The 14,822-nt window shown below is 56.5% G+C and carries 17 protein-coding genes; 9 read left to right on the forward strand and 8 right to left on the reverse strand.

What is annotated here, in order from left to right; all coding sequences use genetic code 11:
- Nucleotides 1-298: 298 nt before the first annotated feature.
- The 4 genes from BC440_RS07550 (at nucleotide 299) to BC440_RS07565 (ending at nucleotide 3,307) form a co-directional block, all read left to right on the forward strand.
- Nucleotides 299-583 carry a type II toxin-antitoxin system ParD family antitoxin gene (locus BC440_RS07550; protein ID WP_071239702.1) on the forward strand — a complete coding sequence of 95 codons (285 nt, stop codon included), beginning with the start codon at nucleotides 299-301 and terminating at the stop codon, nucleotides 581-583.
- A gap of 3 nt (nucleotides 584-586) precedes the next feature.
- Nucleotides 587-958 carry a type II toxin-antitoxin system RelE/ParE family toxin gene (locus tag BC440_RS07555; RefSeq protein ID WP_071239703.1) on the forward strand — a complete coding sequence of 124 codons (372 nt, stop codon included), beginning with the start codon at nucleotides 587-589 and terminating at the stop codon, nucleotides 956-958.
- Nucleotides 959-1,867: 909 nt separating this feature from the next.
- The gene (locus tag BC440_RS07560; RefSeq protein WP_007089211.1) at nucleotides 1,868-2,314 is read left to right on the forward strand and encodes a methylglyoxal synthase; all 447 of its coding nucleotides are present in this window, start codon (nucleotides 1,868-1,870) and stop codon (nucleotides 2,312-2,314) included.
- 66 nt (nucleotides 2,315-2,380) lie between these two features.
- The gene (locus tag BC440_RS07565) at nucleotides 2,381-3,307 is read left to right on the forward strand and encodes an AEC family transporter (RefSeq protein ID WP_071239704.1); all 927 of its coding nucleotides are present in this window, start codon (nucleotides 2,381-2,383) and stop codon (nucleotides 3,305-3,307) included.
- Here BC440_RS07565 and BC440_RS07570 read toward each other — a convergent pair.
- Complete coding sequence (locus BC440_RS07570; protein WP_071239705.1) at nucleotides 3,233-4,042, reverse strand: RluA family pseudouridine synthase; 810 nt, start codon at nucleotides 4,040-4,042, stop codon at nucleotides 3,233-3,235. The two genes, BC440_RS07565 and BC440_RS07570, sit on opposite strands and share 75 nt — an antisense overlap.
- 190 nt (nucleotides 4,043-4,232) lie before the next feature.
- On the opposite strand from BC440_RS07570, the gene BC440_RS07580 reads away from it, so the two are divergent.
- The 3 genes from BC440_RS07580 to BC440_RS07590 are packed head-to-tail and all read left to right on the forward strand — an operon-like array spanning nucleotide 4,233 to nucleotide 6,221.
- Nucleotides 4,233-5,009, forward strand: a complete 777-nt coding sequence (locus BC440_RS07580; protein WP_071239706.1) for a DUF6134 family protein — start codon at nucleotides 4,233-4,235, stop codon at nucleotides 5,007-5,009.
- A complete protein-coding gene (locus tag BC440_RS07585) occupies nucleotides 5,006-5,782 on the forward strand; it encodes an SDR family NAD(P)-dependent oxidoreductase (protein ID WP_007089217.1) in 777 nt (258 codons plus the stop codon). Before BC440_RS07580 ends, BC440_RS07585 begins: the two co-directional genes overlap by 4 nt.
- Nucleotides 5,775-6,221, forward strand: coding sequence for a nuclear transport factor 2 family protein (locus BC440_RS07590; protein ID WP_071239707.1), 447 nt, complete (start codon nucleotides 5,775-5,777; stop codon nucleotides 6,219-6,221). Before BC440_RS07585 ends, BC440_RS07590 begins: the two co-directional genes overlap by 8 nt.
- Here BC440_RS07590 and BC440_RS07595 read toward each other — a convergent pair.
- The 5 genes from BC440_RS07595 to BC440_RS07615 form a co-directional block, all read right to left on the reverse strand.
- Nucleotides 6,184-6,675: a DUF3833 domain-containing protein gene (locus tag BC440_RS07595; protein ID WP_040059414.1), complete on the reverse strand. Its 492-nt coding sequence runs from the start codon at nucleotides 6,673-6,675 to the stop codon at nucleotides 6,184-6,186. The two genes, BC440_RS07590 and BC440_RS07595, sit on opposite strands and share 38 nt — an antisense overlap.
- Nucleotides 6,676-6,760: 85 nt before the next feature.
- The gene (locus tag BC440_RS07600; RefSeq protein WP_071239708.1) at nucleotides 6,761-8,107 is read right to left on the reverse strand and encodes an MFS transporter; all 1,347 of its coding nucleotides are present in this window, start codon (nucleotides 8,105-8,107) and stop codon (nucleotides 6,761-6,763) included.
- The gene (locus BC440_RS07605; protein ID WP_037990414.1) at nucleotides 8,094-9,371 is read right to left on the reverse strand and encodes a cyclopropane-fatty-acyl-phospholipid synthase family protein; all 1,278 of its coding nucleotides are present in this window, start codon (nucleotides 9,369-9,371) and stop codon (nucleotides 8,094-8,096) included. The genes BC440_RS07600 and BC440_RS07605 overlap by 14 nt, the downstream gene beginning before the upstream one ends.
- Nucleotides 9,372-9,378: 7 nt before the next feature.
- On the reverse strand, nucleotides 9,379-10,200 hold the full coding sequence (locus tag BC440_RS07610; protein ID WP_071239709.1) for a DUF1365 family protein: 822 nt from the start codon (nucleotides 10,198-10,200) through the stop codon (nucleotides 9,379-9,381).
- Complete coding sequence (locus tag BC440_RS07615) at nucleotides 10,197-11,540, reverse strand: FAD-dependent oxidoreductase (RefSeq protein ID WP_071239710.1); 1,344 nt, start codon at nucleotides 11,538-11,540, stop codon at nucleotides 10,197-10,199. The genes BC440_RS07610 and BC440_RS07615 overlap by 4 nt, the downstream gene beginning before the upstream one ends.
- A 211-nt stretch (nucleotides 11,541-11,751) precedes the next feature.
- On the opposite strand from BC440_RS07615, the gene BC440_RS07620 reads away from it, so the two are divergent.
- Nucleotides 11,752-12,342, forward strand: coding sequence for a sigma-70 family RNA polymerase sigma factor (locus BC440_RS07620; RefSeq protein ID WP_074624797.1), 591 nt, complete (start codon nucleotides 11,752-11,754; stop codon nucleotides 12,340-12,342).
- Entirely contained in the window at nucleotides 12,339-13,043 is a 705-nt protein-coding gene (locus tag BC440_RS07625; protein WP_071239711.1) for a ChrR family anti-sigma-E factor, read from the forward strand. Before BC440_RS07620 ends, BC440_RS07625 begins: the two co-directional genes overlap by 4 nt.
- 93 nt (nucleotides 13,044-13,136) lie before the next feature.
- On the opposite strand, the gene rlmJ is transcribed toward BC440_RS07625, so the two are convergent.
- Together rlmJ and BC440_RS07635 are read right to left on the reverse strand one after the other, a co-directional pair.
- Nucleotides 13,137-14,024 carry a 23S rRNA (adenine(2030)-N(6))-methyltransferase RlmJ gene (gene rlmJ / locus BC440_RS07630; protein WP_071239712.1) on the reverse strand — a complete coding sequence of 296 codons (888 nt, stop codon included), beginning with the start codon at nucleotides 14,022-14,024 and terminating at the stop codon, nucleotides 13,137-13,139.
- Nucleotides 14,025-14,029: 5 nt separating this feature from the next.
- On the reverse strand, nucleotides 14,030-14,755 hold the full coding sequence (locus BC440_RS07635) for an rRNA large subunit pseudouridine synthase E (RefSeq protein ID WP_071239713.1): 726 nt from the start codon (nucleotides 14,753-14,755) through the stop codon (nucleotides 14,030-14,032).
- Nucleotides 14,756-14,822: the final 67 nt, after the last annotated feature.

Consider the following 14,822-nt stretch of genomic DNA (forward strand, 5'->3'; position numbering starts at 1 on the left):
AAGGCCGAGCTGCCTGTATTCCTGTCCCATCGCAACACCAACTATAACTGATGTTGCACTTGTGGTGTGAGTCTCCGAAATCCAGACAACCGTGCGGCAAGCCCGGCCCGCCGATATACGCCCCTACCTCAACTCGACACACCCAACCTGCCGAAACATGGACACCCGCCTTCGCGGGTGTGACGGAAAGTGGGGTTTGCCGCCCGGCGGCGCACGTCATCCGATCAACACGGCGCAAACACCCATTGGCAATCTTTGCCAATGACGATAGAATTCGCCGATCAGAAGGAGCTCCGACATGCCAACCCGAAATGTCAATCTGACCGATGATCAGGACGCTTTCGTTGAAAAGATGGTCAGGGCCGGAAAATACCAGAATGCCAGCGAAGCCATGCGCGACGCCGTGCGCGGCTTGCAGCAACGCTGGAAAGAGGACGAGCTGAAGCTCGAACTGCTGCGCAAAAGCATCGATACCGGCATTGCCGATCTTGAAAACGGCAATTACGAGGATATGGACGACGCAAGCTTGGAAGGCTGGCTCGCTCCCCCCGAAAAAACCACAGGCAAAACCGCCGGAGCCTGATCCGTGGCAGCACAATACCGGCTTACGGCATCGGCCAAAGCCGATATCAACGCCCTTCTTGATGAAAGTACGCACCGGCACGGGCAGGACGCACGCAACCGTTACGCCGCCCTGCTTCTGGCCGCCCTCCGCCGCATCGCCCAAAACCCCGAAGGCGGTGCCACCGCCGCCCGCCCGGAATTACACCCCGATATGCGCAGCTTCCATATCCGCCACAGCCGCACCGAAAGCAACACCACCCCGGTCGGCAATCCGGTGCATGTGATCTTCTACCGCACCACCGAACCCGGCAGGGTCGAAATCATCCGCGTCCTGCATGACCGGATGGAACCAAGCCGCCACGTCGAACCAAAAACCAAGACCAAGGGGGACTGATACCGACCTGCTCATGGCATTCCATGATCGCCCCCTCTCCCCCCTAACCGTCCCTCGCGAACTCCCCCAACCGTCATTCCCGTGAAAACGGGAATCCAGACAACCGCTCGGCAACGCACCACCTGCCGATAGACGGCCCCTAGCTCGACCTGACACACCCAACCTGCTGAAACATGGACACCCGCTTTCGCGGGTGTGACGAAAGGCGGGTTCTGCTGCCGGGCTCGAACGCCTCGCCTCGGCTTGCTCCGCTCTCGCCAGTTTCGCCAAATGTTGCGGCCTGAACGGAACTCACCCGTGTTGACCCACGCTCCGATCCCGGCACGGGCGTGATGACATCGCACCCGAACCACCCCTGCTCTGCGGCTGATCTGCCCAATCGTCGGCTCGATCCGCATCCGGCCCCGCATCGGCCCAAATCTGGCCCGCGCCCTTCCCGGCAGGCGCACCTCTCCCGTTCTGTCTTTCCGGTTTGTCAAACTTTACGCCGCCGTTTCCCGGGCCGTTTCAATGCCCGGACGCACTCCTGCCGTAATGACTTTACCCCACACGGATCTGCCGCGCTTGGCGGAAACCACCTGCTATTCAACCACTCAACATCGTCGCTTTTTCATCGCTGATTCCCCCTGTATTTGCCGGTCTTACCCAGCCCCGAAACGCAAAAACCCGCCAAAGCGAATCACGCTTGGCGGGTTCTGTCTCCGGACCCATTTGTCCTGTTGACTTTATCTTTATGCCACAAACAAAAGAACAAATCAAGAACATTTTGCAAAAATTTTCGCTGTCCGGTTCCGGCAAAAATTCTCGTTTATTTTCAATAAACTATGCCATCATATTGCCCTATGATGGACCGGTCCGCTAAGATCATCCGCCGGGATCACCCGGATCAAGACGCAGGAGAAACCACCCATGACGCTTTCGATCGGACTTGTCGCCCACGACCGTCGCAAACGCGAAATGGCCGATTGGCTGGAAACCCACAAATCACAGTTTTCCGGCACCCGGATTTTCGCCACCGGCACCACCGGGCGCGTGCTTCAGGAACGGTTTCCCGATCTTGATATCGTGGCGCTTAAAAGCGGCCCGTTCGGTGGTGATCAGCAGCTCGGCTCGATGATTGCGCATGGCGAATTGCAGGCGATGTTTTTCTTCACCGACCCGATGACGCCCCAGCCCCACGATGTCGATGTGCGTGCGCTGATCCGGCTGGCCAACATGTATGAAGTGCCGATTGCGTGCAACCGCAGCACCGCCGACCTTCTGATCAGCAACCCGAAATTCGAGGAAATCTGCGAACAATATCGCGGCCATTCCCCCGAACAGGTTTTTGCCGAATACCAGAACCGCAAGGTTTGAGACATCCCCCGGCCCGCTCTGCCACCCGGCTTGGCCTACCCCACATCAAACTGATGCGACCGCCCCATGCAACTCGCCTATGACCTGATCGCTGCCATCTTCCCGATCTTCGCCGCCATTCTGGTCGGGGCAGCGCTTAAACGTTATCTGATCACCGGGTCTGACATCTGGGCCGGGATTGATCGGCTGACCTATTACCTGTTGCTGCCGTCGCTTCTGATTGTCGAAATTTACCGTGCCGATTTTGGCTCCGGGCACGCGGGCACTGCGGTCATGGTCACATTGGGCGCGACCCTTGCCCTTGCGGCGGTTTTGCTGCTTTTGCGGCCTGTCATCACCCGCAACACACCGCTGTTTACCTCGATCTTTCAGGGGTCGGTCCGCTATAACAGCTATGTCCTGCTCGCCGTCGCCGATGCGCTTTATGGCAGCGAAGGCTTGGCACTGGCGATTGTCTTTATTGCCGTGATGGTGATTGCCACCAACATGCTAGCGGTTATAGTGCTGAATGCCTTTGCCGGTGGCAAGGGCAGCTTCAAACGCATCATGCTCGGCCTTGCACAAAACCCGATCATCATCGCCGCCGGGGCCGGGGCGGTTCTGAATATCAGCAACATTCACGTGCCGCTGCCAATTGAAAATACCGCCGCCCTTTTCAAAACCGCGGCCCTTCCGCTCAGCCTGCTGTCGGTCGGGGCCGGATTGCGCTTTATCCTCAGCAAACAGGCATTGGGCGCAATCGCGCTTTCAACCACGATCAAGCTCGCCCTCCTGCCGCTGATCACCGGCATTGCGCTGCATCTAGCCGGGGTGGAGGGCATGGTTCTGGCGATGGGGGTGCTTTATGCCGGGATGCCGTGCGCGGGCAACGCCTATATCCTCGCCCGGCAGCTTAATGGCGACCCCGAAGCCATGGCCTCAATCATCACCCTCGAAACCCTCCTGTCCGCCTTCAGCATCGCTGCCATCGCCGCCATACTGAGCATCAACTGACGCCGCATGCGGGGCATAGTCGCCCGCATAGCCACAGGCCGAAAGCCCCGGCCGCATCAATTCGGGCGGCGGTGCATCGACCACCACCGGCTCCCGATCCGCATGGAACGGTACAACAATCTGGCGCGACAAAAGCATCAGGGTCGGCGGCTGTCCAAAAATCGGCGGCTCATCCCCCCAGCCATAAAACGGGTCGCCCAGCACCGGATGCCCAATATGGTCCAGATGCACACGCAGCTGGTGCGTGCGACCGGTATGGGGCGTCAAGGCAAGCCAGGTGATATCATCGCCCGCTTCGTCCTTGCCGCGCCCCAGCACCTGATATTCGGTCTTTGATGGCTGCCCGTCCTCATGAACCAGCATCCGCCAGCCGCTTTCATCATTGGTCTTGCCAATCGGCGCATCGATAAAGCCGTGATCATCGGCAACCGCACCGCGCACCACCGCCCAATAGGTTTTGCCGATCAGTTTTTCGGTAAACAGGCGGGTGATCTTTTTCGATGATTTCGGATGCCGACACAGCAACAGGCACCCGGCCGTATCGCGGTCAAGCCGGTGCGCCAGGGTCGGTTCGGGCTGAATGCCGAATTTAAGGTCGGGCAGATACGCATCGACATGGAAATAGGTTTTCGGCCCGCCATGCGATGCCAATCCCGGCGGCTTGTTCAGAACGATGACGTTGGAATCGCGATGCAGAACGCTTGCGATCAGGTCTTCGGCAATCGGATGGGGCATGGTCGGCCTTTCATTGTTGGCCCTGCTTTACCTCAAAGCCGGGCGCACCGCAATCACCCGGCACACGGGCAGGGCACGGCAAACCTGATCTGAACCGCATTTCCATGCGTAACAGTAACAGCATTCCGTTTTCGAAATCCGGCTTGATCGCGTCCTGATCGCCGGGGCCAACAGCAGGGTACGCCACCACATGCCACGCCCGAAACCCCTTAAATATCTGCTTGCGACGCTTGCCGTTCTGGCAGTCCAGAATGCCGGTTCGGCGCTGGCACAAAACGGCGAGATTTCGGCCCTTACCCCCGCACAATCCAACGGCCTTGATCGTAACGCGGCCTGTCGCAACTTCGATCCGATTGCGCGATACGGCAATGAACTGGCGTTTCAGATCCGCCGCAATGATGCCCCGGTCGGGCAGCATATCGTGCGCTTCAATCGCGGTCAGGACGGTCTTCAGGTCGTCGCCCAAAGCAATATCGATATCTCGTTTCTGGGCTTTAACGCCTATAGCTTCCGCTATCGATCCGAAAGCATCTGGCAGGAGGGTCAATTATCCACCCTGTCGGTCAAGGTCGATGATGATGGCGATCAAACCAGCATCGCGGCCCGGCGCGAAAACGATCAGCTTGTCGTTGATGGTCCCGACGGCCAGAAATCCCTGCCGCCCGGTATTTTTCCGACCGATCACTGGCATTGCGGTGTTCTGCAAACCGATCAGGTTCTTAATACGCTGACCGGCAATCCCAACGCGGTCACCATATCCCAGACAGGCCGCGAACGCCTGGCCGTTGGCAACGGCATGATCAACGCCACCCACTTCACCTATGATGGCCAATTGCAAACCAATGCGTGGTACGATGCCGATGGCCGGTGGGTTGGATTGCGCTTCAAGGCGCGCGATGGCTCTGAAATCACCTATCGCTGCACAAGCTGCCAGACCGACACGGCACAAAAGGATATCCGCGGATGATCAAACATTTCAAAACCATCTGGATCGTCGGTGCCTCCGCCGGGATCGGGGCGGCACTTGTCGAAAAATTCGCAAAATCCGATGCGGGCGCAAACACGACGATTATCGCATCGGCACGCTCCGCCGATGCGCTGTCCGATCTGGCGGCATCGTCGGAAAACATCCATGCCGTGCCACTTGATGTGACCAAACCCGATGCGGTTCGCGATGCGATTGCCCTGATCGAAGATCGGTTTGGCCTGCCCGATCTCGTGGTTCTGGCCGCCGGAATCTATTCGCCGATGCCGGTCGATGAATTTTCCGCCAAAACCATCCGCGACCATTTCGATGTCAATTATTTCGGCACGGTCAATTGCCTTGAAACCCTGATCCCGAAAATGCGTAAACGCGGTTCGGGCGAGATCGCGGTTGTCGCCTCGGTCGCCGGTTATCGCGGGTTGCCAAAGGCCGGGGCCTATGGCCCGACCAAGGCCGCCCTGATCAATCTGTGCGAAACCCTGCGCGCCGAATTGGGGGAAACGGGTGTCTGTCTTCGGGTGATCAATCCGGGCTTTGTCAAAACCCGCCTGACCGACAAAAACGATTTCGACATGCCCTATCTGCAAACACCCGCGCAGGCAGCCGACTATGTTTATCGCGGCCTGACGGGCGGCAACGGTTTTGAAATCGCCTTCCCGCCACCCTTTGTCCGGCAGCTAAAACTTGCCCGCATTCTGCCCTATCGGCTTTACTTCAAACTGATCCGTAAAGTGATGGGAAAATCCAATGGATGAACAGAACGCAACCAGGCTCGAAACGCTGAAATCCTATGGCGATTATTTTGCGCAACTAAGCCCGGAAACCATTGAAAACCTGCATCATCTCGTCACACCGGATTACAGTTTTACCGATCCGTTCAACACCATCAATGGCCCGGATCGGGTCTGTGCCTATCTCGACAAGATGTTTCGCGACACCGAAAATCCGCAATTCATCGTCACCCATCACGCGCTTGATGATGATCTCGGTTTTCTGCGCTGGCGCTTTACGGCCAGGATTTCGGTTCTGGGGAATTGGGATGTCACCGGCATGTCGGCGGTGACGTTTTCCGATGACGGCACGCGCATTTCATCCCATGTCGATCACTGGGATTCCGGCATGGCCTTTTATGCCCGCATTCCGCTGCTGGGCTGGTTTATTCGGCGGCTCGCAGCGCGGATGGCTGTTTCGTAAAGAACAGGGTGACCTCGCCGATCTCGAACCCCCATTTGCGCACACGCGCCCGGTTCACAAGAACCCCGTCGCCCTGCAAAAACATCCAGTCGTCAAACGTCACCCGCCAGCTACCGTCACCGACCTTCAGGTCCATGTCGTAGTTCCAGTTCAACGCATTGCCATACTGCACGCCCGCGGCCGTGCCGATGATGTCATCGGCCTCTCCGCTCAGGCTGTGCTCACCGGTCTTGCGGATCGTCCATACACGGCGGTCCTGTTCACCATCGTCATACAGAAAATCTTCTTCCAGCGTCAGAACACCATCATTGACGGTTCCAGTGATATCAACCGTGAACTGGCGCCGCAGCTTGCCGAACCGGTCCTCAAAAATGCCCCACGCCCGACTATTGCCTTCGAAGTATTCAAACACATCGAAGCGGGGTTCTTTTTGCGCAAAATCCTGCGGTTTCATTGACCCACACCCGGTAAGTATCAAAACCATCACAAGCGCCGTAAAAGATCGCAGCATCAGCTTTCTCCCGCAAAGGATACAAGGATCAGAAGGTGCGGCGAGCCAGACGCCGACGAATTGCAACCTGATGCACGCGATCCAATGGAAAACGCCACATCATCCCGATTGCTCCTGCTTTCAGTACGATGGGCAGCACCGCATAGATCATGACAAGTGCGATCAAAGCCGCGGAATTTTCATCCCCCCCGTCCGTCAGGCCAAAAGCCCCCAGAATTGGCAGGGCAATTCCCGCCGCCAACGCCATCGCAAGCTTGTTGGTCATGTTCCAAAGCGCAAACAGAACACCGGTCCGGCTGGCATGAAACCGGTACCGGTCCCAGTCATCGACATCGGCCTGAATGGCGGGTGGCAGCGCCAGATCCGCCCCCAAGGCCGCCCCGGTAAAGACACAGATCACCGCAAACCCCGCCCAGTCCCCGGCTGACAGAAACGGCACGAACGCGAATGCCGACACCGCCATGATCATCGCCACGCACCAGACCCGGTGTTTGCTGATTTTACCGGCCAGAAACACCCAAAACGGAATGGCCGCAATGGCCGCAACAAAATACAAAAGGATCAGGGCGTTTTCCGTATCCGTATCAAGCTTCAGATAATAGCGCACAAAAAGCGGGAAACAGACCGCGGGCAATCCACCGGCAAGGCCATTGATCATCCATGCCGCCAAAAGCCGGACAAAAAGCCGGTTCTGGCGCAGACTGCGAAGCGACTGGGTAAACCGGGCACGAAGGGAAACACCCGCCTGTTGGGTATCGGCAGTACGGCCGCGCCCCGGGCGGGCTGCGCTGTCTGGGACCTTGATGATCAGAATCGTAACGAAAACCGCCCCCGCAACAATGGTCATCATCGCAAGGGTTCGGATTTCATCGGCCCGGGATGCATTCATCATCACAACCGGGATCGCCCCGGCAATGACAATACCAATCAGCCCCGCCCCTTCACGAAGGGACGTGATCAATGTCCGCTCCCGGTAATCCCCCGAAAGGTCTGCCCCCCATGCCAGATAGGGCACCTGAAACAGCGTCCAGCCAAGGAAAAGGATGCTTGCCGAAACAAAAAGATGCCCGCCACCGGGCTGATCGGGCGGCACAAAAAGCATCCAGATTCCGATCCCGGCAATCACCGCACCAAACCCGACCCAGATTTTGCGCCGTCCCGTATAATCCGAAAGCCACCCGGCCAGCGGATCGGTCAGCATATCGATGATCCGCACCGCCAGAAGGATCGCCCCCGTAAGAGCAAGCCCAAGGCCAAGATCATCGCCATAATAACTGGGTAACAGGACATAGGCGGGAATCGTCGGCACCGCCGCCGCCATTGCTGGCAGCGCATAATAAAACGCCGTTTTGCGGCCCCGATCAGGTTGCGGCATTTTCGCGATGTTCGATCACAAAGAACCCGACATCGATCGACCCTTCATCAAATCCGGTTTCGCAATAGGACAGATAATATTCCCACATCCGTTTGAAACGGATATCAAATCCCTGCTCGGCGATGCTGTCCCAGCCATGCTGGAAACGGCGCTGCCATTCGGCCAGTGTGCGGGCATAGGATTTGCCGAAAAATTCGGAATGACAAAGCGAAAGACCGGCATTGGCAATCGCCGTACCAAGCGCCTCTGGCGAGGGCAGCATCCCGCCCGGGAAGATATAGCGTTGGATGAAATCCGCCCCCTTGCGGTAATCCTCGAACCGGTCATGATCAATGGTGATGATTTGCAAAACCGCCTTTCCGCCCGGTTTCAACCGCTTGCGGATCATATCGAAATAGATCGGCCAATGTTCCTCGCCAACCGCCTCGAACATCTCGATTGAAACGATCTTGTCGAACTGCCCGTCCTGATGGCGATAATCGCGAAGCTCGATATTGGTGCGATCGGACAGGCCAAGTGTCAGAAGGCGATGATGCGCAAACGCATGCTGTTCGCGCGAAAGCGTCAGCCCCGTAACATGGCAGCGATGCTGCCCTGCCGCCATTTCGGCAAACCCGCCCCAGCCACAGCCGACTTCCAGAACCCGTTCGCCGGGTTGCAGCGATGCAAGTTCACAAATCCGGCGGTATTTCGCATCCTGTGCGGCCTCAAGCGTCATGTCCTGGCGGCGATAAAGACCGGATGAATAGGTCATCCCCGGATCAAGCCATTCCTGATAGAACCGGTTTCCAAGGTCATAGTGATAGGCAATGTTGCGTTTTGATCCTTCGACCGTATTGGCATTTCGCAAATGCCCGATCCGGGCCACCAGCCGGGAAATCATGCCGCCTGCAAGTCGGGCGCGAACGATATTTTCGTTTAACATCGCCACCCGCATCACATTGGTCAGATCGGGGCTTGTCCATGCCCCATCCATATAGGCCTCGGCAAAGGCAACATCGCCACCGGTCGCAAGCCTGCGGATCGCCTTCCAGTCATGAATATGAAGAACCGCGCGGATTTCGGTCTGCTCCTGCCCGGTAAACTGCAACGTGTCCCCATCGGGCAAAACAATCGTCAATCGACCGTAATGCAAATGTGCCAGAATGCGTTTCAGCATGATTTTCAGCAGATTGCGACTTCCGGTCATGCCCCCGATGACGGGCAGGAACCTGTCACGAAACGGGCGGACTATTGTCGAAGAGGATCGATTGCGTTCCGGCATTTCCTGATTACCTTTTTGCGGCTTCGGCCGTCTGGCTATTGGCAGCAAACACATAAGTCACATCATGTGCTGGCGGCGTTGGACGTTTATGGAACTTCATGCCTTTGCGCCACAGATGAAGCGCCTCGTAATGAATGCCCGCCACCACCTTAAGCGTCATCAGCGGATAGCGAACAAAGGCCATAAACAGGTTACGGTCAGAAAGTGCGGTTCGATCACCGACAAATGCCGCATTCAGAAATGCGCCGTCCTTGTCGGTTTCACGAATGGCAACCGCGACTTTTTCACCCGGCATGCAAATGCGGAAATGATAATCGGCCTGCATATCGATAAAGGGCGAAACGTAAAATCCCTTGGCACAGCTTTGCCGCAGCACGCCTTTTTCATCAATCGCATCGCTGCCCACCGGGATCAGATAGCTGTGCCGGTCGCCGAAAGTATTGGAAACCTCATACAGAACCGCGCCGACCGAACCGTCCGACCGATGGCAGAAATAAACCGATAGCGGATTGAAAACGAAGCCCAGAATGCGCGGATAACACAGCAATTCGATCCGATGCGCACAATCGCCAAGATCGTGCTTGTTCAGGATATCTTCGATACGTTTGCGGATATCGCCGTGTTCACGATCGGCATGATCACGGTCATGGAATGAAAACAGGTTGAACCGGTTGCGGCTGAACAGTTTCAGCGACCCGGCGAGACTATCGATTTCATCAAGATCAAACAAAAAGGAAAACACCCGATAGCGCAATTTGTGATCACGCGGGCGAAGGCGATGATGCATCACCGATCCTTCAAAAAGGGCGGATGTCCATGTGCCTGTCATGCGGCAGCTTCTTTTTGCACTGTATCAACAGGGCCTAGATGAATACGACCGCTTTCATTTTCAACATTCCACGGGCGACGCACACCACCCAATGCCTCGGCAACGGCAAGGCCCGACTGAATGCCGTCTTCGTGGAAGCCATAGCCGAAATAGCTGCCGCAATACCAGATGTTATCCATTCCCTGAATCGACCAGAGCCGTTTCTGCGCGTCCATTGCCGCCGCATCAAAAACCGGATGATCATACAGGAAGGATCGAATGACGCTGCCCTCACGCGGCGCGCGCGCCGGGTTAAGGGTAACAAAAAGCGGCTGCCCTTCGTCAAGATGCTGCAACCGGTTCATCCAATAGGTCACACAGACTTTCTGTTCGCCGTCATGCTCTTCGGCAAGGTAATTCCAGCTTGACCAGACCTTGCGCGTTTGCGGCATCAGGCTTTCATCATCATGCAGGATCGCCAGATTGCGCTCATACTGGAACGCCGACAGCAATTCGCGCACCGCGCGTGCCGGATTGGCCTGAAGCGCAAGGGCCTGATCACCATGGCAGGCCAGAACAACGTGATCGTAGTCTGTCCGTTCGCCATAACGATTTTCGATGAACACCCCACCCTTGCCATTCGGCCCGACCTGGGCAATGGCGCTATCAAGGATAACACCACCGGAAATCTCCTTGATCATCCTGCCGACATATTGGCGCGAGCCACCAACAACAGTGCGCCATTGCGGCCGATCCTTGATCTGCAAAAGCCCGTGGTTCTGACAGAACCGGACAAACGCCGCCAATGGGTATTCCATCATGGTATCGACCGGCGTTGACCAGATCGCAGCCCCCATCGGCAACAGATGATCATTGATAAAGGATTTCGAATAACGATGGGCCGACAGATAATCGCCAAGGCTTTGCGTTTCGGCCTGCCCGGTTTCAAGCGCAAGCGGTGCCTCGCGATAGAAACGCAGGATATCGCGCACCATCCGCCAGAAACGCGGACGGAAAATATTGCGTTTCTGCGCGATCAAAGATGCCAGATCAGATCCGCCATATTCCAGACCGCCCCGGTCCATCGAGGCGGCAAAGGACATATCGGTCGCAGCCGTTTGCACACCAAGATGATCAAACAGGGCACAAAGATTGGGGTAACAACGGGTGTTATAGACAATGAAACCGGTATCGACCGGTGTTTGACCCGCATCGACGGTATTGGAATGCCCGCCAGGACGGTCATCCTTTTCATAAAGCGTGACGTTGTGAGACTGGCTGAGCAACCAGGCTGCCGACAGGCCGGAAATACCCGAACCAACAACAGCTATATTGAGTTTCCCCGATGATCGAAGCGTCATATGTGGCGCGCCTGCTTGCAGTGACAATGTCTAAGTTACATATATTTACGAATGCCAGCAATTTGCAGATCACTGCGTTACAACGAATGCTGATAATTTTAAGTAATTGGTAGAAAACGTACAAATTCGTTTGATCCAAAAATTTCCGGCTGGCGTATGATTGTTCATGAACACGATCATGGCGCGGCCCCGAAGGGGACCAGAAACGAAAATGAGCGGCACGACAAGATCAAGGCCCGGTCCGGCTGACCCCGACGAGGCCAGGAAATGTGCCAGCTGGATTGTGGCGGTTGCGGCGACGCAGGACCGTGAGGCATTTGCGCAACTGTTTGCCCACTTTGCCCCCCGCGTCAAAGCCTACATGTTCCGGTTTGGCGGCAATTCCGAAAACGCCGAGGAACTTGCGCAGGAAGCCATGATGCAGGTCTGGCGCAAGGCGCATCTGTTTGATCCGCACAAGGCTGCCGCCAGTACATGGATTTTTACAATCGCCAGAAACCTTCGTATTGATCGTTTCCGGCAACGCAAACATATCGAAGTGGACGATTCCGATCCGACGCTGATTATTGACGATAGCCCGCTTGCCGACGAAATCGTCGACCGGGATGAACATGCCGTTCTCGTCAAATCCGCCATGGAAGAATTGCCCGCCGATCAGAAAGTGGTTGTTGAATTGTCGTTTTTTGAAGATCTCTCGCACAGCGAAATTGCCGAAAAGCTTGATATCCCGCTGGGCACTGTCAAATCGCGGTTGCGGTTGGCCTTAACCAAACTTCGTGGTGGATTGGAGGGTGTAGCATGAATATCAAACACCACCCGACAGATCATACATTGATGGAATACGCCAGCGGCAGGATGTCTCAGGCGATGGAATTGCTTGTGGCAACGCATATGACCCTTTGCCCGAAATGCCGTGAAAAGGTCGCGGAATTCGAGGCCCTTGGCGGTGCGGCGCTGGAAACGGCAAACGTCATGTCCATGAATACCCATGCGCTTGACCATGTCATGGCCATGATCGAACGCGAAACCGCCAACGAGAATGTCGTTTTCAGCGAAATACCATCCATACGTCGGGTTGCCGTCGGGGAAAGCATTACCGGAAGCGCCATTCCATCCGTTCCGCGGCCCTTGGCAAATCTTTTGCCTGATGATGTTCTTTCGCTTGAAGACATTCCGTGGAAGTCGCTGGCACCGGGTGTGAAGCATTACCAGCTGAAATCGATCGAAAGCAAAGGCACCGTGCGACTGATGAAAATCGCACCGGGTGTGTCGATCCCCGATCACGGGCATCACGGCCATGAAATGACCCTGCTGCTTAAAGGGTCCTATATCGATGAAATCGGTCGGTTCCGGGCCGGTGACGTCGCCGATCTTGGCAACGATGTCGATCATCAGCCGATTGCCGACACCGCCGAGGAATGCATCTGCCTGATCGCGACAGATGCCCCGATGAAGTTCAACCGATTGCTGCCAAAACTGTTGCAGCCCTTCATCGGCATATAAGTCAAACAGCGTCCCAACGCAGAAAGGCCGCGGACATAGCGATGTCCGCGGCCTTTATTTATTTGATCCGTGCGTCTGCGTGCCCAAAGGCACCTATTGCGACGGCACCAGCCAATGGGACCGGTGCGTTGCCGGGCCGGGCAGTTTGACGGCATCGCAAAGCCACTGGCCGATTTCATCAAACTCCTGATCAAATCCATAAGGTGGATTGATGATCAGAAGACCCGTGCCGCGCATCCGCCCCTTTGCCCCGCCCTGATTGGTCGAAAGCTCCGCACACAGCACCCCGCCCTTGGCTTTGATCTGGGTGAAGTTTTCACGCAATTCGGCATCAAATCCGGCCTCAAGGATCGGATACCACAGCATGAAGATGCCGTTTTCCCACCGTTCCCAGGCCCGTTTGATCGAACTCGCGGCCTTCTGATAATCCTGTTTGACGTCGTAACTCGGATCCATCAGCACCAGACCACGCCGGATGGCCGGTGGCATCATGCCCACCAGCCCCTCATACCCATCGCGCTTGTGCAGGTGAATACGCGGATCGCGTTCAACACTGTATTCCAGCAGGTCATATTCGCGCGGATGCAATTCCATCAGGATCATTTCATCATGCTCGCGCAGCAATTCGCGCATGATAAACGGCGACCCGGGATAAAACGGCCCCTTCAGGTCGTCATCCTCAAACACACCGTAATCGCGGCCCTTGGCAATCGGATCAAAGGCCGCGATCTGATCAAGAAAGGGCTGCATCTGTTTGGGCGCATTTCCCTTTTGCTGTGCCGCAGCAATACCATTTTTCCATTCACCGGTTTTCGCCGACTGGGCGCTGCCAAGATCGTACCAGCCTGACCCGGCATGGGTATCGATCACACAGAACGGTTTTTCTTTATTGCATAGATAATCAAGGATGATCCGCATCGCGGCATGCTTGTGAATATCGGCAAAATTGCCCGCGTGAAAGCCGTGCAGATAGCTCAGCATTGCCTTTATCCTTTAGGTGCGCGTGGCTTGCCATCGCGTGACTGTTTGGGGTTGCGCGACTTTTGGGGCCGCCCGGACCGGAATGCGTTTTTACCCTCACCCTCAGTACGGGGTCGCCGGTTGGCCTGCATGTTCCCGGGCAGGGGTTTGACCTGAACCGGGCCGGGTTCGGGTGCTTTGACCTCGATCACCTGCCAGTCACCGGGTGCCAGATTATCCAGCGTCCAGTCACCAATCGCATAACGGATCAGACGCAAGGTCGGAAAGCCGACCGCAGCCGTCATCCGGCGGACCTGCCGATTACGACCTTCGGCGATGCTTAGTTCAATCCAGCTTGTCGGAACCGATTTGCGAAACCGCACCGGCGGATCACGCGGCCAAAGATTTTCGGGCTCCCCCATCAGGCGCGCGCGCGCCGGTCGGGTCATGCCGTCTTTCAACTCCACCCCGTTACAAAGGGCCGAAAGGGCTTCTTCGGTCGGCTCGCCCTCCACCTGAACCCAATAGGTTTTCGGCTTTTTGAATTTCGGGTGGGCGATCTGGGCATTCAGCGGCCCGTTGTCGGTCAGCAGCAGCAGTCCTTCGCTATCGCGATCCAGCCGCCCGGCGGCATAGACACCGGGCAGATCGATATAATCGGCCAGCGTCGCCCGACCGTTTTCACGGTCGGTAAACTGGGTCAGAACGCCATACGGCTTGTTAAAAAGGATCAGCTGCGCCATGCGCCGCATAGAACCATTTTTGCCAAACAAGTCAACTGGGCAAGTCAACCTGACAAGTCAACCAGTCCGGCCGAAC

The sequence above is a fragment of the Thalassospira sp. MIT1004 genome (assembly GCF_001858545.1).
Classification (GTDB): Bacteria; Pseudomonadota; Alphaproteobacteria; order Rhodospirillales; family Thalassospiraceae; genus Thalassospira; species Thalassospira xiamenensis.